15 protein-coding genes are annotated in these 18505 nt (G+C 45.4%); 4 read left to right on the forward strand and 11 right to left on the reverse strand.

Annotated features, from left to right (window positions below):
- Positions 1-1203: a nucleoside phosphatase gene (locus FKQ60_RS06860; RefSeq protein WP_170906211.1), complete on the forward strand. Its 1203-nt coding sequence runs from the start codon at positions 1-3 to the stop codon at positions 1201-1203.
- 82 nt (positions 1204-1285) lie between these two features.
- Here the strand turns inward: FKQ60_RS06860 and tkt are convergent, their stop codons facing one another.
- A complete protein-coding gene (tkt, locus tag FKQ60_RS06865; protein ID WP_158137262.1) occupies positions 1286-3277 on the reverse strand; it encodes a transketolase in 1992 nt (663 codons plus the stop codon).
- A 78-nt stretch (positions 3278-3355) separates the two neighbouring features.
- Positions 3356-4306 (reverse strand): transaldolase, encoded by a 951-nt coding sequence (tal, locus tag FKQ60_RS06870; RefSeq protein ID WP_158137263.1) that lies wholly within the window; start codon positions 4304-4306, stop codon positions 3356-3358.
- A gap of 487 nt (positions 4307-4793) precedes the next feature.
- Between tal and FKQ60_RS06875 the strand changes: the two genes are divergently transcribed.
- On the forward strand, positions 4794-5783 hold the full coding sequence (locus FKQ60_RS06875) for a sugar-binding transcriptional regulator (protein WP_004396638.1): 990 nt from the start codon (positions 4794-4796) through the stop codon (positions 5781-5783).
- A 40-nt stretch (positions 5784-5823) separates the two neighbouring features.
- Here the strand turns inward: FKQ60_RS06875 and FKQ60_RS06880 are convergent, their stop codons facing one another.
- The 3 genes from FKQ60_RS06880 to moeA form a co-directional block, all read right to left on the reverse strand.
- A complete protein-coding gene (locus FKQ60_RS06880) occupies positions 5824-6654 on the reverse strand; it encodes a sulfurtransferase (RefSeq protein ID WP_170906212.1) in 831 nt (276 codons plus the stop codon).
- 79 nt (positions 6655-6733) lie between these two features.
- The gene (moeB, locus tag FKQ60_RS06885; RefSeq protein ID WP_170906213.1) at positions 6734-7486 is read right to left on the reverse strand and encodes a molybdopterin-synthase adenylyltransferase MoeB; all 753 of its coding nucleotides are present in this window, start codon (positions 7484-7486) and stop codon (positions 6734-6736) included.
- Between the two features lie 8 nt (positions 7487-7494).
- Positions 7495-8730, reverse strand: coding sequence for a molybdopterin molybdotransferase MoeA (moeA, locus tag FKQ60_RS06890; RefSeq protein WP_170906214.1), 1236 nt, complete (start codon positions 8728-8730; stop codon positions 7495-7497).
- A 150-nt stretch (positions 8731-8880) separates the two neighbouring features.
- Between moeA and folE the strand changes: the two genes are divergently transcribed.
- Positions 8881-9534, forward strand: coding sequence for a GTP cyclohydrolase I FolE (gene folE / locus FKQ60_RS06895; protein ID WP_004396634.1), 654 nt, complete (start codon positions 8881-8883; stop codon positions 9532-9534).
- A 168-nt stretch (positions 9535-9702) separates the two neighbouring features.
- On the opposite strand, the gene msrB is transcribed toward folE, so the two are convergent.
- From msrB to gcvH, 6 genes are all read right to left on the reverse strand, one after another.
- A complete protein-coding gene (gene msrB, locus FKQ60_RS06900; RefSeq protein ID WP_170906216.1) occupies positions 9703-10827 on the reverse strand; it encodes a peptide-methionine (R)-S-oxide reductase MsrB in 1125 nt (374 codons plus the stop codon).
- Positions 10828-11043: 216 nt separating this feature from the next.
- Entirely contained in the window at positions 11044-12783 is a 1740-nt protein-coding gene (locus FKQ60_RS06905) for a formate--tetrahydrofolate ligase (RefSeq protein WP_170906217.1), read from the reverse strand.
- Positions 12784-13173: 390 nt separating this feature from the next.
- A complete protein-coding gene (locus FKQ60_RS06910; protein WP_004396631.1) occupies positions 13174-13386 on the reverse strand; it encodes a cold-shock protein in 213 nt (70 codons plus the stop codon).
- A gap of 312 nt (positions 13387-13698) precedes the next feature.
- Positions 13699-13935, reverse strand: coding sequence for an RNA-binding protein (locus tag FKQ60_RS06915; protein ID WP_004396630.1), 237 nt, complete (start codon positions 13933-13935; stop codon positions 13699-13701).
- A 178-nt stretch (positions 13936-14113) separates the two neighbouring features.
- Positions 14114-16978, reverse strand: coding sequence for an aminomethyl-transferring glycine dehydrogenase (gene gcvP / locus FKQ60_RS06920; RefSeq protein WP_170906218.1), 2865 nt, complete (start codon positions 16976-16978; stop codon positions 14114-14116).
- A 189-nt stretch (positions 16979-17167) separates the two neighbouring features.
- Positions 17168-17548, reverse strand: a complete 381-nt coding sequence (gene gcvH / locus FKQ60_RS06925; protein WP_004396628.1) for a glycine cleavage system protein GcvH — start codon at positions 17546-17548, stop codon at positions 17168-17170.
- A 324-nt stretch (positions 17549-17872) separates the two neighbouring features.
- Here gcvH and FKQ60_RS06930 point away from each other — a divergent pair, with 324 nt between their 5' ends.
- The gene (locus FKQ60_RS06930) at positions 17873-18496 is read left to right on the forward strand and encodes an XRE family transcriptional regulator (protein WP_004396627.1); all 624 of its coding nucleotides are present in this window, start codon (positions 17873-17875) and stop codon (positions 18494-18496) included.
- Positions 18497-18505: the final 9 nt, after the last annotated feature.

An 18505-nucleotide genomic window follows, 5' to 3' on the forward strand; every position in this document is an offset into this window, starting at 1 on the left:
ATGTATCAAAGTAGAAAACAAGGTATGACGTTACTGTCTAAGCGCATGATAGTCGGCAGCAGTTTACTTATTTCGTTGTTGTCAGCAACGAGTGCCTTCGCCAGTGACAAGAACCCATGTCATATTATTTATGATGCGGGCAGTAGCGGTACGCGAATGTATGTCTATGAGCAGCGTTCAGACCAATGGAAAGTTCATAAAGGTCCTAAGATGGAGGCTTTAGCCGATCCTATTCGCCAGAATAGAGGGAAAACCGCGCAGGATATTCCACTAGTGGTCACTCAGTTGGCTGATACATTACAACAGATAAAGACAGAGGGGCCGCGCAATAATAAGGGCAAGCCAGCATGGCGAGCCTTTAACTGGCAAACGGCCTGTGAACTGCAGTCGGTGATGGTGTATGCCACGGCAGGCATGCGTATTGCTGAGCAAAATAATCCACAACAAAGTCAACAAATGTGGCAAGCGCTGAATCAAGCTTTACGCCAGCAATTGCCTGATTCGGTTGACGTGGTGACGAAAACCCTTTCCGGCTATGAAGAGGGATTATACGCTTGGTTAGCGGTACACGATGAAGTGCAAAATACGCAATTTGGTATTGTAGAAATGGGCGGAGCTTCCAGCCAGATTACTTTCCCATGCCCCGATTGCGAACCTAATGATGCATTACATCGTGTCAAAGTTGGAAATCAAGAGTTACCCATGTACAGCTACTCATTTTTAGGCTTGGGGCAAGATGAGGCGGCGAAAGTATTGGGCATTGCTGAAAGTTGCCAACATGGTATAGGCAGTCGTCAAAAAAATTGGCAGTTATCAGCGTGTCAAGAGACGCTGAAATTGACTCAGTCAGGCGGTATTTTAGATCCTTATAACTATCAGTATCAGCAACAAGCCCAGTATCGAAAAATCCCCACCGAACAAGGTAGGCAAGTTGAATGGTATTTGACGGGAGCGTTTAAGCATCGTCAAACGAATGATGAGCAGCAGTGTTGTATCAATAGCGGTGCTTGCCATAAACCGGAAACGTCGTGTTTTCGTGTCGCTTATCTACCCAAATACCTGCAAGCATTAGGCGTACCCAATGATGCACCAGTAAAAAAAGACGCCGATTGGCCACTCGGAGCAGCGATCTGTCGCAGTAATGATTGTTTAGCCAATGCTGAGCCTCCGGTATGTCGATGGAATAAAAACGGTTGTTTATAATCCTCGGTTGAGTCTAACCACACAGTTTGAAATAAAAATCCCGCCAAGGCGGGATTTTTTATAAAGTCAGTTCGGTTAACGATTAAGCCAATAGTTCGTTAGCAGTTTTCACCACATTTTCAGTTGTAAAGCCAAACATCTTGAATAACTGATCCGCTGGTGCCGATTCACCAAAGGTCGTCATACCGATGATCTTGCCACCAAAACCAACGTACTTGTACCAGAAATCAGCAATGCCTGCTTCAATCGCGATACGCTTGGTCACGTCTGCAGGTAATACTGCTTCACGGTAAGCGGCATCTTGCTTATCAAAGGCATCGGTCGATGGCATTGAAACCACGCGAACGTGCTTACCTTGCGCTTCAAGTTCAGCCGCTGCATTCACCGCGAGCTCCACTTCAGAACCGGTTGCAATCAAGATAAGCTCTGGTTTGCCAGCGCAATCCTTAAGGATATAACCACCTTTAGCAATATCAGCCACTTGCACTGCGGTGCGAGGCTGCTGAGCAAGGTTTTGACGTGAGAATATCAGCGCTGATGGCGCATCTTTACGTTCAATGGCTAGTTTCCATGCGACTGCAGATTCCACTTGGTCACAGGGACGCCATGTGCTCATGTTTGGTGTTAAGCGTAGAGAAGCAACTTGCTCAACCGGTTGGTGAGTCGGGCCATCTTCACCTAGACCAATCGAATCATGCGTATAAACCTGAATGTTTTGGATCTTCATCAGCGCCGCCATACGCAGTGCGTTACGGGCGTATTCCATAAACATTAAGAAAGTCGCGCCGTAAGGGACAAAGCCACCGTGTAATGCGATACCGTTCATGATCGCTGTCATACCAAATTCACGCACACCGTAATGAATGTAGTTGCCAGAGAAATCTTCAGCGGTGAGTGATTTTGAACCAGACCACATGGTCAGGTTTGATGGCGCTAGGTCAGCAGAGCCGCCCATGAATTCTGGTAATAATTTACCGAACGCTTCAAGGGCATTTTGCGATGCTTTACGTGACGCAATGTTGGCAGGGTTAGCTTGTAACTCAGCAATGATAGCATTGGCTTGCTCTTCCCACTGCGCTGGAAGGTCGCCATTAACGCGGCGTTTAAACTCAGCCGCTTCTGCTGGGTACTCAGCAGCGTAAGCCGCAAACTTCTCATCCCAAGCTGCTTCTTTAGCTTGGCCTGCTTCTTTGGCGTCCCACTGAGCGTAAATATCAGCCGGAATTTCAAATGGGCCATATTGCCAACCAAGGAATTCACGCGCCGCTTTGATTTCATCGTGGCCTAGTGGCGCACCGTGACAATCATGAGAACCTGATTTGTTTGGCGAGCCAAAACCGATGATGGTTTTAGTACAGATGAGTGTTGGACGCGGATCGGCTTTGGCGGCTTCAATCGCTGCGTTGATCGCTTGTGCATCATGGCCGTCAACCGCTGGGATCACATGCCAGCCGTAAGCTTCAAAACGTTTTGGCGTGTCATCGGAGAACCAACCTTCAACATGACCGTCAATCGAGATGCCGTTGTCATCCCAAAACGCAATCAGTTTGCCAAGGCCAAGTGTACCAGCTAATGAACAGGCTTCATGGGAGATACCTTCCATCAAACAGCCGTCGCCCATAAATACGTAAGTAAAGTGGTCAACGATGTCATGCCCTGGCTTGTTAAACTGAGCCGCGAGCGCTTTTTCAGCCATCGCCATGCCCACCGCATTGGTAATACCCTGACCTAGAGGGCCAGTGGTGGTTTCAATACCTGGCGCGTAACCGTATTCTGGATGGCCTGGAGTTTTAGAATGCAATTGACGGAAGTTTTTCAAATCGTCAATTGATAGCTCATACCCAGTTAGATGCAACAGTGAGTAAATCAGCATTGAACCATGGCCGTTCGACAGCACAAAGCGGTCACGGTCAGCCCATTGTGGGTTTTGTGGGTTGTGATTGAGGTGTGAACGCCAAAGTACTTCAGCGATATCCGCCATACCCATTGGTGCACCTGGGTGACCAGAATTGGCTTGTTGTACACCATCCATGCTCAATGCACGGATTGCGTTAGCGAGTTGTTTACGTTCCATAATAATTACCGACAAATAATAGATTTAGAAAGGAAAGGGGAACGTCAATCGTTCCCCAAATTTTAATTCTTGAGCGAATTACAGTTTTGCTGCAATCATGACTTCCAGTTTACCTTGGTCAACGGCGAAGTTACGGATACCTTCAGCCAGTTTTTCCACTGCCATTGGATCTTGATTATGTTCCCATAGGAATTCAGCGTGAGTCATTGGTGCTGGGCGAGCTTTGCTGCCTTTTGAGTCGACCAATTTCTCAACCACTTCACCTTCTGCAGCTTCAAGTTCAGCCAGTAGAGAAGGAGCAATCGTTAAGCGGTCGCAACCCGCAAGCTCTAAAATCTCACCGATATTACGGAAGCTTGCGCCCATCACTACTGTGTTGTAGCCGTGCTCTTTGTAATAGTTGTAGATTGTGGATACTGACACTACGCCTGGATCTTCTTGCGGTGCAAAATCACGACCTTCTTTTGCTTTGTACCAGTCCATGATACGGCCAACAAATGGTGAGATGAGGAATACACCAGCTTCAGCACAAGCACGAGCTTGCGCGAAAGAGAACAATAGGGTTAGGTTACAGTTGATGCCTTCTTTCTCAAGAATCTCCGCCGCGCGGATACCTTCCCACGTTGAAGCCAGTTTAATTAGGATGCGATCATTTTTGATCCCAGCATCGTTATACATTTTGATCAGTTGGCGAGCTTTGGCGACACTGCCTTCGGTGTCGTAAGAGAGACGAGCATCGACTTCAGTTGAGATGCGTCCTGGGATAGTTTTCAGGATCTCTTTACCAATGTTCACTGCCAACATATCGCAGGTATCTTGAATTTGTTGTGCTTTGTCTGAACTTTGCGATTTTGCGTAGTCGATAGCAGCATCAATCAGCGGCGCGTATTCTGCGATTTGGGCAGCTTTTAGGATCAGCGAAGGGTTGGTGGTAGCGTCTTCAGGTTGGTATTTTTTAATGGCATCGATTTCACCAGTATCCGCAACCACAGTAGTCAGTTTACGAAGTTGCTCTAATTTGTTGCTCATATCGTTCATCCTATTTCTTTTGGCCAAGCCAATGTATGGCAGAAAAGCTAACGCAATTATGATCAGCGACCGAACTTATGTTATGAACATTTGCTCGTTCGTTGAGTAAATGATGTGACCATCTTTATCTTATCCACTTAGAAAGTCAATCATAGTTAGTGGCTTATGGTGATGTGAATCAACAATTTTATGTTATTTATTTCGCAGGTAGAAAAAGAAACGTTTGCCTAATCGAAGCTAGTTACGACAAGGGTTGATTGAGAGAAACCTGTTACGCTGAGAAAATGTCATTGTCATGAACAAATGTTGCAAATGGAGGCGGACTTCACTTATCCTAGCACGATGAGCATATGCTCAATATTCGTTTTTTTGCGCGCCCGATCCTTACTGTTTGAAGCGTTAATTGTCAGCGTGCACATGTTTTTTGTCATCCACCTATTCGCTGCGGCTCTCAACTTCAATGGGTTGGCAGAATAAAGAGATCATCATGACGACTTTGCATCAAGATATATCTGTTGAAAGTACCGATTTACTAACGGAAGTTTCTGTCGCTTATTATCAAGATGGAGCGACCCAAGAAGAGATATCTAAAAAATTTGCTATCTCACGAGCGAAAGTTGGACGTATGCTCAAGCAGGCGCGTGATGAAGGTATTGTCGAAATCACCGTTAAATACCACCCTGTTTTTAGCGCGAAAATTGAGCAGCGGTTGATTGAACGTTTTGGTATAAAACGTGCCCTAGTCGCCTTGGATCAACCGAATGAAGAGCAACAAAGGCAACAAGTTGCGGGCTTAGTTTCAAATTATCTATCCGGCACGTTAAAAAATGGCATGGTCGTGACTATCGGACAAGGTCGAAATGTCTCGGCAGTTGCCCATCATATCGGCGTCATTACGCCACGAGATTGTAAGTTTGTATGCAGTATTGGCGGTATTCATCCTCGTGGGGGGATGTTTAATGCCGATCATATTTGTCGCCAAATGGCCAAAAAATACGGTGGCACATCGGAAACGCTATACGCTCCGGCTTATGCGGAAAATCGTGCGCAAAAATTGGCTTTTATGCAAAATGCGACGGTTAAGCAAACCTTAGATTTAGCTCGTAAAGCCGATATTGCCTTAGTAGGGATTGGCGATATGAGTGAAAACAGTTATATGGTTGATCTCGGTTGGTTTACCCCCGATGAAGTCGTTCAGTCTCGTTTACAGCAAGGTGTGGTTGGCGATTTTGCTGGTTACGATTTCTTTAATATTCATGGGCAAATCGCCAATACCGTGATGAGTGATCGAGTGATTGGATTAGGGATTGAAGAGTTTCGACCCATCTCTGAAGTGATCGCTATTGCGGCTGAAAATAGCAAGCCGCTGGCGTTGCTGGGAGCATTACGCACTGGAGCGATAGATGTTATTGCCACGAGTGTCAGTAATGCTCTGACAGTATTAAACCTCGATGAGCAGATGCGCAACGTGCAGTAGATGATTAACGCAGTACCATCCGTCAATGATAATGACGCGATCAGGATGGCTCGATAGGTAGCTCATTACGTTGTCCCCACTCTGTCCATGAACCGTCGTAAATGGCGAGGTTTTGATAACCACAAAGATAAGCGGCGAGAAGAACAATACACGCCGTCACGCCAGATCCGCAGCTAAACAGATACTCATCAGCAGCCGATAGACTATCGGCGAGAATAGGGGTTAATTCGTCGATTGGTTTTAGCTCGCCACCATTCATCAAGTGAGTAAAGGGCAGATTGCATGAATGCGGGATATGACCACTTCGTATGCCTGGGCGAGGTTCAGGAATCAGAGCTAGAAAACGCTCTGCTGAGCGTGCATCGATGGTAAGGCTGGCCGGATCGTTGAGTTTGCTCAATACGTAGTTAGCATCAACAAAGTAACGCGGCTCAAGTTCACCAGTAAAATCACCGTTCTCTACGGTCGCTAAGTACGCTTGAGCCAAAGGATAACCTGCCTTTTTCCATGCTGGTAATCCACCATTGAGAATATAGACTTGCTGATGACCGAAAGCATGGAACATCCACCAAGCGCGGGGAGAAGCAAACGTCCCACTATTATCGTAGACGACAATCACTGAATCTTGGTTGATGCCCAATTGTTGCGCGAGATGGTTAAAACGCGTTTGGGCAGGCATCATGTGTGGCAAAGCACTATCAATATCACAAAATTCATGGTCGTAATCAAATCGACGTGAGCCGGGGATTTTGTTTTGCCAATCTTTTTCACCTTCGCTCGGAATCTGAAATTCAATGCTGCAATCCAAAATGACTAACTGAGGTAAGCTTAAATGTTCATAGAGCCAAGTTGGAGTAATCAGTGGGGACATGCGGCTTATTCCTTATAATAAGGGGGAGTAGTGAGCATGCGGCTAAATAACAATACCGCGTTTTTCACGTCGTTATCCTTCAGGTGTGGCAAATTGGGCAACTGGCCTGTTTAGGTAAAGTCATCTCACGCCAGGTCATTGATAAGGCATCCAAGATTAAAAGCTTACCCAGTTTGGTGTGTCCATAATCGGCGATGATTTTTATCGCTTCCATGGCTTGGACTGCGCCAATAATACCGACGACAGGTGCCATTACTCCCGCTTCAACGCAAGTGAGTACGTGGTGGCCAAAAAGAGCACTTAAGCATTGGTAGCAAGGTTCATCAGGATGCTGGTATCGAAATATACAGACTTGGCCTTCCATACGAATCGCCGCGCCAGATATTAACGGCGTTTTCGTTGCAAAGCAGAGTCGATTCAATTGATTACGCGCCTCGACATTATCCGAAGCATCGACTACTACAGTATGTTGTTCGATTAAGCGTTTTAGCGGCTCGTCAGCCAAACGTTGATCCACCGTATTGACGGTTAGATAAGGATTGAGTTGGCGCAACGATTCTGCGGCAGAGTCGACCTTTTTACGACCGACATCGGCATCACTATGTAACACTTGGCGCTGTAAATTCGATAGTTCGACGCAGTCATCATCGATCAAGGTTATCGTACCGACACCTGCCGTAGCCAGATATTGACTGGAGGCACAGCCCAAGCCTCCTGCACCTAAAATTAATACAGAGCTTTGTTTAAGTGCCTCTTGCCCTTCAAAATCAAACTGGTTAAGGATGATTTGCCGGTTATAACGCAGCATCTCTTGGTCAGATAAAATATCCATAGTGTTCCTTAAGATAAACAGGCATTAAACAACTGAATATTCACGATTTCACCAGCCTCTACTCGCCCACGATCCTGCTCTAATACCACAAAACAATTAGCAAGGCTCATTGAACGAAAAGCGCCAGAACTTTGATTGCCGGTGCTCTCTACGACAAACTGTCCATTTTCAAGGTGATAAATACCACGCTGATAGTCGGTGCGGCCTGGCGATTTTTTGAAGGGACTTTTGGTTCGTGCAGGAATAGACGGAGGCGCTTGCCATTCGCTGTGTCCGGCCAGTTTGGCCAGCATAGGCTGTACCAGAACATACAAAGTCAGCATCGCCGAAACCGGGTTGCCCGGTAAACCACAAAACCAAGCGTTTTCTAATCGACCAAAAGCAAAAGGTTTACCTGGTTTTATCGCGAGCTTCCAAAAACCGATTTCGCCAAGTTCGGCAAGGATATCTTTGGTGTAATCAGCCTCGCCGACACTAACTCCACCAGACGTGACGACGACATCCGCAAGCTGTTGCGCTTGATTAAAGGTCGCTTTTAATGTCGCTGGGCAATCAGGGATGATCCCCAGATCGATAGCCTCGCAGCCAAAATTTTCAATCAACGGTTTAATACCATAGCGATTGCTATCGTAAATCTGTCCTTCAGAGAGCGTCTCACCGAGTGGTTTTAGTTCATCTCCGGTAGAGAAAAAGGCGACTTTAGGTTTACGTAATACGTTCACATGACTGATACCCAAAGTCGCGATCATTGGGATATCACGAACGGTTAAGCGTGCACCTTTGCGCAAGACCAGATCATTGTGTCCGATATCATCGCCCATCGGACGAATGTTGGCATTGGGTTGAACATGGTTCACAGAAAATTGAATACCGTGCTCGGTGACTTGCGCTTGCTCTTGCATGATCACCGCATCGCAACCGATTGGAATTTGTGCGCCAGTCATAATCCGAATACAGGTCAGTGGTGGCCACTCTCCAGTAAATGGTTGACCTGCAAACGATTTTCCTGCTACGGGCAAGGGTTGATTATGGACGATATCAGCGCGTCTGACGGCATAGCCATCCATTGCTGAGTTATCAAAAGGAGGCACAGGAATCGGAGAGAGAACATCTTCGGCTAAGACAAACCCCAGAGCTTCAGCAAGCGGAAGTTGCTGTGTTTGATTCACTGGGGTAATACGAGAAAGCATGGAATGCAGCGCATCTTCAATCGGCATTAAGCCCGGCGCATCACAACAGCCCATATTGTTGATCCTATGGTGGTTATTTTTGTCGGTACTTTAACACAGAAAGGGCATGACAATAATGTCCGCCCATAAAATAGGGATGTAATTATTCAAAAATCCGAGTATTCTTGTCTGCCATTCGAGAGGGGTAATGAAGAGGTAGGGGAAATGTCAATTTTGAGCGAATCCGCCCAGTTAGTGAAAGCAGCACTAGAGAGCCGCGGTCAGGAAACGCCAATGCAACCCAATGCAATTAGCCGTGAAGAGAAAAAAGCGCAAATTGAATTTCATATGCGTGAAGTCTTAACTCTTCTGGGTCTAGATTTAGCGGATGATAGTCTACAAGAGACACCGCATCGGATTGCCAAAATGTATGTCGATGAAATTTTCTCTGGGCTTGATTATAAAAACTTCCCAAAAATTACCGTCATTGAAAATAAAATGAAAGTCAGTGAAATGGTACGCGTCAAGGATATTACCGTGACCAGTACCTGTGAGCATCATTTAGTGACCATCGATGGTAAAGCTGCGGTCGCTTATATTCCACGTGGTAAAATTATTGGCCTATCAAAAATTAATCGCATTGTACGTTTTTTTGCTCAGCGCCCTCAGGTGCAAGAGCGTTTAACGCAACAGATTTTAGTTGCGTTGCAGACGTTACTTGAGTCGGATGATGTTGCGGTGACCATTGATGCTACCCACTATTGTGTAAAGTCTCGAGGTGTCATGGACGCGACAAGCGTAACCACCACGACCGCTTTAGGGGGGATATTTAAATCTAACCCTGCCACCCGCGCCGAATTTTTGCATGGATTACGTTAATACCTCGTTGTGGTGTTAATAGATAAAAAGCCTCTCATCAGAGATAATGAGGGGCTTTTTATTTGCCGCTGGCGCGAGTGATGAGATTGCACGACGTTATCGAGTTAAGCTCAATCTCTCGGGTTGTAGAGCAACAACCTTATTCGTCCAATATCAGCCCAATTCATGCTACAAGGGCAAATAATCGCCATATCCTTCCGCTGCCATTTTCTCTTCTGGAATAAAACGCATTGCCGCAGAGTTCATACAGTAACGCAGGCCAGTAGGTGCCGGACCGTCCTTAAAGACATGACCAAGATGTGAGTCGCCGAACCGACTGCGTACTTCAGTTCTGGTATAGAAAAGACGAAAATCGCTTTTGGTAATAATGTACGCTGAATTAATCGGCTTGGTGAAGCTTGGCCAGCCTGTTCCTGAGCGAAATTTATCTTGCGACGAAAAGAGTGGTTCCCCAGTGACGATGTCTACATAAATACCGCGTTGATGATTATCCCAGTATTCATTATTGAAAGCGCTTTCCGTGCCTTCTTGCTGAGTGACATAATATTGTACATCTGTTAGCTTGGCTCGAATCTCTTCAGGCGATGGCTTGTGGTAGGTCTTGATGTTTTGTTCTGCAAGCGATTTGTCAATCAATTGACGTAATGTGATGGGGTTCTTATTACGCTCACGACCAAAAATTTGGTCTAAATATTGATCTCGTCCTGAAGCATGACGATAGTATTTATAACGAATCGGATTCTTTTTATAAAAATCTTGATGGTACTCTTCCGCGGGCCAAAATTCGGTGTACTCAATCAATTCAGTATTCAGGGGCTTTTGATAAATACCTAAAGCATCAACCTGTTTTATTAGCTGTTGAGCGATCTGCTTTTGGGCTGAATCATGGTAGAAAATCGCCGGTCGATATTGTAGTCCGCGATCTACAAACGAACCTTTTGCATCTGTTGGGTCGATGTGGCGTAAGAAATAATCCAACACTTGTTCATAACTGACCAGATGCTCATCAAAAGTGACTTGAATGACCTCAATATGTCCCGATTTTCCAGATGATACTTGCTGATAGGTTGGGTTTGCTAATGTACCACCTGCGTAACCAGAGACAACATTGACGACGCCCTCGAGTTTTTCTAAATCGGCCTCTGTACACCAGAAGCATCCTCCCGCTAAAGTCGCGATTGCATAAGACGACTCTGCTGCGGATAAAGACGGATTATTCGCTCGAGTAGTGATAGAGAATAGAACTAATAGCGTTAGCACGCTGGAGGAAAACCATATTGTAAAACGCTTCATCTTGCCCTTTACCTATTTTATTTAGATGACCAGTGATGGTGATTATTGCCTATTTAAAACGGCCGTCGTGCTAAAAAGCGGAGTGTATTACCATTGTTTAAGCACGCTAAGCAGTAGTGTCTTATCGACAATATCAAGACTCTGTTATCTATACGTAAAATAGAGCAAGAAAGAGCAACAAAGTGAAGAAATTGCTCTTGCTGATCATGTTATTGGTTAACTCAAACCAATGATGTTGCCATCATCATCGAGATCAATCGCCATAAAACTGGGTTTTGCTGGAAGTCCGGGCATGGTAAGCACGTTGTCACATAGGGCATAAATGAATTCCGCACCAGCACATGGTTTTAACTCTCTAATGGTGAGAGTAAAGGCTTTGGGCGCACCCTTAATGGCTGGATCTCCGGTGAGAGACATCGGATTTTTAGCCAAACAAACGGAGAAATGCTGATAAGATAGCGTTTCTAATTCGGCCAGTTGTTGCTTAGCCAGTGCACTAAGCTCGATGGTCGTTGCGCCATAACTTTTCGCAACCGCAGTGAGTTTATCGAGCAGTGAATCTTGCGCTTGATAAAGAGGTTTAAAATGTGTGGTTTTTTGGCATTGAGCGATGACTTGCTGGGCAAGGTCTAGTGCGCCATGCCCTCCTTGAGAATAGGCATCTGAAACAGTGACTTTGACATCATTAGGTAGACGTTTAATCAGACTAACTAGTTGCTGAAGCTCCTCTTCGCTATCTTGTGGAAAACGATTGATGGCCACCACGGCTGGAATACCATAGCGATTCACATTATCGATATGCCATTGTAAGTTGGTGAAGCCGGCGGTCAGTGCCGCGTTGTCGGGTTGAAAAAGTAACTGACTGTCTATCGGCTTGAATTCAAATAGCCCTGAATTGGCTTTAATTCCACGTAAAGTTGCGACGATAACGGCACAATCTGGGGCTCTATTAGCTACATTGGCTTTAATATTACACGCTTTTTCAAAGCCCATATCAGAGCCAAAACCAGCCTCTGTCACGGTGTAATCCGCTAGCTTACTGGCAATCTCATCAGCAATAATCGATGAATTACCATGGGCAATGTTGGCAAAGGGACCCGCGTGAATGAGGGTTGGAACGCCTTCCAAGGTTTGCATTAACGTTGGCATTATCGTGTCTTTCATACAAACCGCCATAGCCCCCGCGACCTTGAGATCTTCGGCGGTGATCGCTTGTCCATCGAGATCATAAGCGAGAATAATCTGACCAAGTCGGCGACGTAAATCGGCTAAGTTTTTCGCCAGCGCTAAAATCGCCATCAATTCAGAAGCGGCGGAAATATCAAAGCCGTCTTCTCGTTCAATGCCGTTCGTTGTTTGGCCTTCAGGATTACGGCCGACAGTGATGTAACGCAGGGCGCGATCGTTATGATCGACCACTCGTTTCCAAACAATACGTTTAGGATCGATTCGCAGTGCAGGTAACCCTGTCTTTGTGGAGAAATTTTCGTAACTAAGACGAGTTTCGTGGTATAGACGGGCATCAATCGCTGCTGCGGCTAAGTTATGCGCCGAAGTGACGGCATGAATATCACCGGTAAGATGTAAGTTGAGCTCTTCCATCGGTGCAACTTGTGAATAGCCACCACCTGCCGCTCCGCCTTTGACACCAAAAATCGGTCCCATGGAGGGTTGACGGATACAAGCGATAACGGATTTATTTAAGTGCGCAAGACCTTGTGCTAAGCCGATCGTGTTCACCGTTTTACCTTCGCCAAGTGGCGTAGGAGTAATGGCCGTAACTAAGATTAATTTTCCTGAAGAGACATTTTTAAGGCGTTGTAAGCAATGTAATGAAACTTTGGCTTTATAAGAGCCTTGGCTATGAAATTCATCAGTCAATAAGCCAGCTTTTTTAGCGATGAGCTCAATGTTTTGTAGGGGAGTTGTACGGCAAATCTCACTATCTGACAGCATAAAACCCTCGTAGTAAGGCTAAATAGGGTGAAGAAGACCATTTTGCTGCGATAGTAACGTGTAAAAAATGCTTGTAAAGGAGAATGATAGTAAAAAGAGACATCTCAGCCTTCCGTTACATGCTGACGAACTAATGATGTCAGCAGGCTAATCGGAGGTATGATGGTTAAGCAGAGCCATGGATAACAGGCAATAGATTAAGACAAAGGAGAGTTATTTGTTGCTATAAAAAGCTTCTTTCTTGCGAGACAATTTGTACCATTGACGTTGTCTGGTTGATCTTCTAGACATAGATTTCCTAATAAAGTGAGACTGCAATAAGCGGAGAATAAACGAGAGTGCAGGGGGGAAGTAAAACGCAGTGCAGAGCACTGCGTTTTGAAATTTAGCTTACAGAGGCGTTACTTCAGTCGCTTGTGGACCTTTTTTGCCCTCTTCAACATTAAAGCTTACTTTTTGACCTTCAGCTAATGTTTTGAAGCCATCAGAGACAATGGAGTTGAAGTGAACAAACACGTCTTTACCGCCGTTGTCTTGAGAAATGAAACCGAAACCTTTAGTTTCGTTGAACCATTTTACTGTACCAGTCGTTTTACCAGACATAGTTACCTCTAAATATCTTAAATTTAATAGAATGAATTTTGGCTGATAACGCAAGCTATTGAATGGTCTATCTAGGTGAAGTTGACACAGGTTTAACGAAAGGTTTCGCGACTTGTATAAAACAAAACTTACACTGAATTTACATTAACAACTCTTCTGTAAGAGCCAACTTTAACTATACACACAGAATCCTAAATAGCGAGAACTATTTTTCATGTCTGATTGTTTTTAGGGAGCTTGTGTATGAATAACAAAGAGTTAGGGTGTATGCTTGACGCCTAATATCTTGTGTATACGCTGTGTAAAAAACGCTTAATCGGCTTTTTTAACGCGAATCTTGCTTTTATGGACATCACTTAAATTGAGATTCGCGATGGCTTGTTTGGCTTCTTCGAGATTTGGCATTTCGACAAATGCAAAGCCTTTTGAGTGACCTGTGATTTGGTCCAGTACTAGATTGCACGCTTTTACTTCACCAAAAGCGGAGAATAAAACGCGGATGTCTTGTTCGGTGGTAGTACGGGATAAATTTCTAACTAACAGTTTCATGAATAATAATCTTGTAGGAATTGACGCTGTATTGTCTCAGTTTCTCAAGGTGAAACCAAGGAAATCTTTGTGTTAACAGTGTTTGCCTTGATAAGAGAGGATAAAAGGCGAGCCATTAAGCTCGCCATTGATTTTTCAAATTAGCACAGAACTAGGGACGAGTGACCGTCACGGTTTATTACTCTTCGTAATTATCAATGCTTGGACAGGTACAGACCAGATTACGATCGCCATAGACGTTGTCGACGCGATTGACGGTTGGCCAGTACTTGGTGGTTTTGCTGTGCTCTGATGGGAAACAAGCGATTTCGCGAGAATAAGGATGTGACCATTGCTCAACGGTTAAATCGACTTGCGTATGCGGCGCATTGACTAGTGGGTTATCTTCTAATGGCCACTCGCCAGTTTGCACTTTATCTATCTCTTGGCGAATAGCGATCATAGCCTCACAGAAACGATCGAGCTCAGCTAAGCTTTCGGATTCGGTTGGCTCAACCATTAGTGTACCCGCGACGGGGAATGACATGGTTGGCGCATGGAAGCCATAATCCATTAAGCGCTTGGCGATGTCTTCTTCACTGATCCCGCTTTGCTCTTTTAATGGGCGAATATCAATAATACATTCGTGCGCGACACGACCATTATGACCACGATATAAAATGGAGTAGTGTGGACGCAGGCGCTCCATAATGTAGTTGGCATTAAGAATCGCCAATTTGGTTGCTTGTTCTAATCCGCTTGAGCCCATCATGGTGATATAAGCCCAAGAAATAGGCAAAATCGACGCACTGCCTAAATCCGCGGCAGAAACGGCGTATTCCGTGCCTTCCACACCACCTTCAATATGCCCGGGTAAGAAAGGCGCTAAATGAGATTTAACCCCAATCGGTCCCATGCCTGGACCACCACCACCATGTGGAATACAGAAGGTTTTATGCAGGTTAAGGTGCGACACATCTGAACCAATAAAACCGGGAGAGGTGAGGCCAACTTGTGCGTTCATATTGGCACCGTCGAGATACACTTGGCCGCCAGCTTGGTGCACCATTTCACACACTTGGCGTACTTGTTCTTCATAGACACCATGAGTGGAAGGATAGGTGATCATGATCGCGGAAAGATTTGCACGATGTTTGTCGATTTTTGCCGCCAGATCAGTCAGATCAACGTTACCATTATTATCGCATTTCACGACCACCACTTTCATCGATAACATGGAAGCGGTCGCTGGGTTAGTACCGTGAGCCGAACTTGGGATTAAACACACATCGCGGTGTCCTTCACCACGGCTTTGGTGATAACGCTGAATAGCAATCAGACCCGCATATTCACCAGAAGCGCCAGAGTTTGGTTGCAGTGAAAAAGCGTCGTAACCGGTAATTTGGCATAATTTCTGTTTAAGGTCGTTAGCCAGTGCGGCGTAACCTTGCGCTTGCTGTTTTGGTGCAAACGGATGTAACGCGCCAAATTCTGGCCAAGTGACCGGGATCATTTCAGCGGTGGCATTGAGCTTCATGGTGCAGCTGCCAAGTGGGATCATACCGTGAGCTAAAGAGAAATCTTTATTTTCCAGTTTCTTCATATAGCGCAGCATTTGTGTTTCGCTATGATGGGTGTTGAACACAGGATGAGTAAGGAAGCTGGATTGGCGGCGGCAAGATTCAGGAATCGCAGCTAATTCATTGTCAGCAATGGTGGTCGATAAATCGTCAATCGCTTCGTTAACGGCAAAAACGTCAAATAGGGCTTTGATATCTTCAACCGTCGTCGTTTCATCCAAGCTAATACCAATTTGCTGCGCCGATTTACGTAGATTCATTCCGGCTAGCTGAGCTTGCTGATAAAGCTTTTCTGTTGCCGAACCAGTGTTGATGGTTAACGTATCAAAAAAGCTATGATGATCTAACTCATAGCCCGCCTTGGTTAGCCCGGCGGCAAGAATGGCTGTGAAGTGATGGGTTCTGCGCGCAATGGTTTTTAAACCTTCAGGACCATGGTACACCGCATAGAAAGCGGCCATGTTCGCCAGAAGTGCTTGAGCGGTACAAATATTTGAGGTGGCTTTTTCACGGCGAATATGTTGCTCACGCGTTTGCATTGCCATGCGCAGCGCTTGATTGCCTTTGGCATCGATAGATACCCCAATCACTCGACCAGGCATAGTACGTTTGTGAGCATCACGAGTTGCCATAAACGCGGCATGAGGACCACCGTAGCCCATTGGCACACCAAAGCGTTGTGCTGAGCCAATCACAACATCCGCACCCATCTCTCCGGCCGGTTTAAGCAGCACACTGGCCAGCAAATCGGTGGCAACGGTGACCAAAGTTTTATTATGATGCGCTTGTTCGATGATGGCAGTTAAATCGCGCACTTCCCCGCGAGTATTTGGGTATTGCAGTAATGCGCCAAACACATCTTGCTCCGCCAAACTCTCGATAGGCGCGACATTCACTTCAAAGCCAAGGAATCCAGCTCGGGTTTTGATGACTTCAATCGTCTGAGGATGGACATCGTCCGCGACAAAAAAGACGTTACTTTTGCTTTTACCAGCACGATGGCATAACGCCATGGCTTCTGCGGCCGCTGTCGCTTCATCTAATAATGACGCGTTGGCGATCTCCATACCCGTTAAGTCGATGATCATTTGTTGATAGTTAAGCAGTGACTCTAAGCGACCTTGAGAGATTTCAGGCTGATAAGGAGTATAAGCCGTGTACCAACCAGGATTTTCGAGTACATTGCGTAAAATAACGTGAGGTGTAAACGTGTTGTAGTAACCTTGACCAATAAAAGTACGCTTAATCTGGTTTTGTTGAGCAAAGGCTTTCAGCGTCGCGAGCATGTTGGTTTCACTTTGCGGCTCACCAATATCAAGGGCGGCTTCTAAGCGAATATTAGCGGGGACGGTTTCGTTAATTAGCGCATCAAGACTGGAAGCCTGAATAGTGGCTAACATGGTCTGTTGATCATTGACGCGTGGTCCGTTATGGCGTGCAATAAATTCGTTTTGTGTGCTTAGGCGGTGCAGTAACTCGGTCATTTTCCCTTACCTATAGATAGAGCTGTAGTATGGCTTACCATCATGTTTGATAACGCTAATTATACCGATAAACGTTGACGGATAATTGGTATCACTGGGTTGTCGTGAATAAGAATCATGATGAAAAGCTGCCTTGGTCTTCACCATATCAAGTGGCTTCGACCTATTAGGTGGCAGCTTGTTGATCAATTAATCTTCTTCAATCAACGTCAGATATTCATCGGCATCTTTAAGATCATCGAGTTCAGAAGCATCGGACATTTTAATTTTAACAATCCAGCCAGAGTCATAAGGTTCTTCATTGATCAGCTCTGGGCGATCGGATAGTTCTTCGTTAATTTCGATAACCATGCCCGATACTGGAGCATAAATGTCAGATGCCGCTTTGACCGATTCAACCAAGGAAAAATTATCTCCTGCGTCAAATTCACTCTCTAGCTCGGGCAACTCGACAAACACCACATCACCCAGCATCGCTTGGGCATGTTCTGAAATTCCAATCGTGACGGTACCGTCGCCGTTATCACGCACCCATTCATGGCTATCAGTAAACTTCAGTGTTTTATCCATTGTTTTTTCTCCAAATTGGTAGCGAACGCTCGCCGAGCGAGTGTGCAATAGTTCAAAAAGAACTTTTGTGTGCTTGCTCACTGAATTGAGCCAATCTGTTCTTTTTGAGGGTATTAAACGTCATTGAACCAAACGATTGCTTGGCTAACATGTTGGTAACATACCCCTTGCCAAATCAACAATCAATTAAAAATTTCCTATAGGAAACAAGAGTGCTGTTTTTGCTACTTAAAGCACGCTTTACTTGCGAGTGACTCTTTTTTCTGTGTCAGGCTTGATGCACAATGATACTTATTGATAGCGGTTCACTACAGGATAATAAGCATGACAGAGCCCATTCATGATGAGTATCCATCCATGACATTAGCTAAAGAAGATCGCTCAGAAAACATCGAGCCACTTAAATTAGGGCCACGCATTAAGCAAGTTAGAGCGAATTTGGGAATTACCCTAGAAGAGGCGAGTCAGAGAACGGGATTGGCTCGCTCTACCTTAAGTAAAATAGAGAACGAGCAGATTTCGCCGACCTTCCAAGCGATGCAAAAACTCGCGCATGGATTGCAAATCGATATGCCCCAACTCTTTGACCCACCAAAGAAAATTATCGCTACTGGTCGTCGAGATATTACCCGTAGTGGACTAGGTAAACCACATCCAACGCCTACTTATGAACATGAGCTATTGGCAACACAGTTGACCAATAAAAAAATGATGCCGTTCAAAAGCACCATCCGCGCTCGAGATTTTAGCGATTATCCCGATTGGGTAAGGCATGACGGTGAAGAGTTCCTGCTAATTTTGAGCGGTGAGGTGCTGTTCTATAGTGAGTTTTATGAGCCAGTGCCTCTTAGCGAAGGCGATAGTGTCTATTATGATGCGACGATGGGGCATATGTTAGTGTCTGTTAGTGAGCAAGACGCCTTGATTTTATGGGTTACGGCAAAGTAACGGACCTGT

This window comes from Vibrio sp. A11 (genome assembly GCF_013048705.1).
GTDB classification, from domain to species: domain Bacteria; phylum Pseudomonadota; class Gammaproteobacteria; order Enterobacterales; family Vibrionaceae; genus Vibrio; species Vibrio metschnikovii.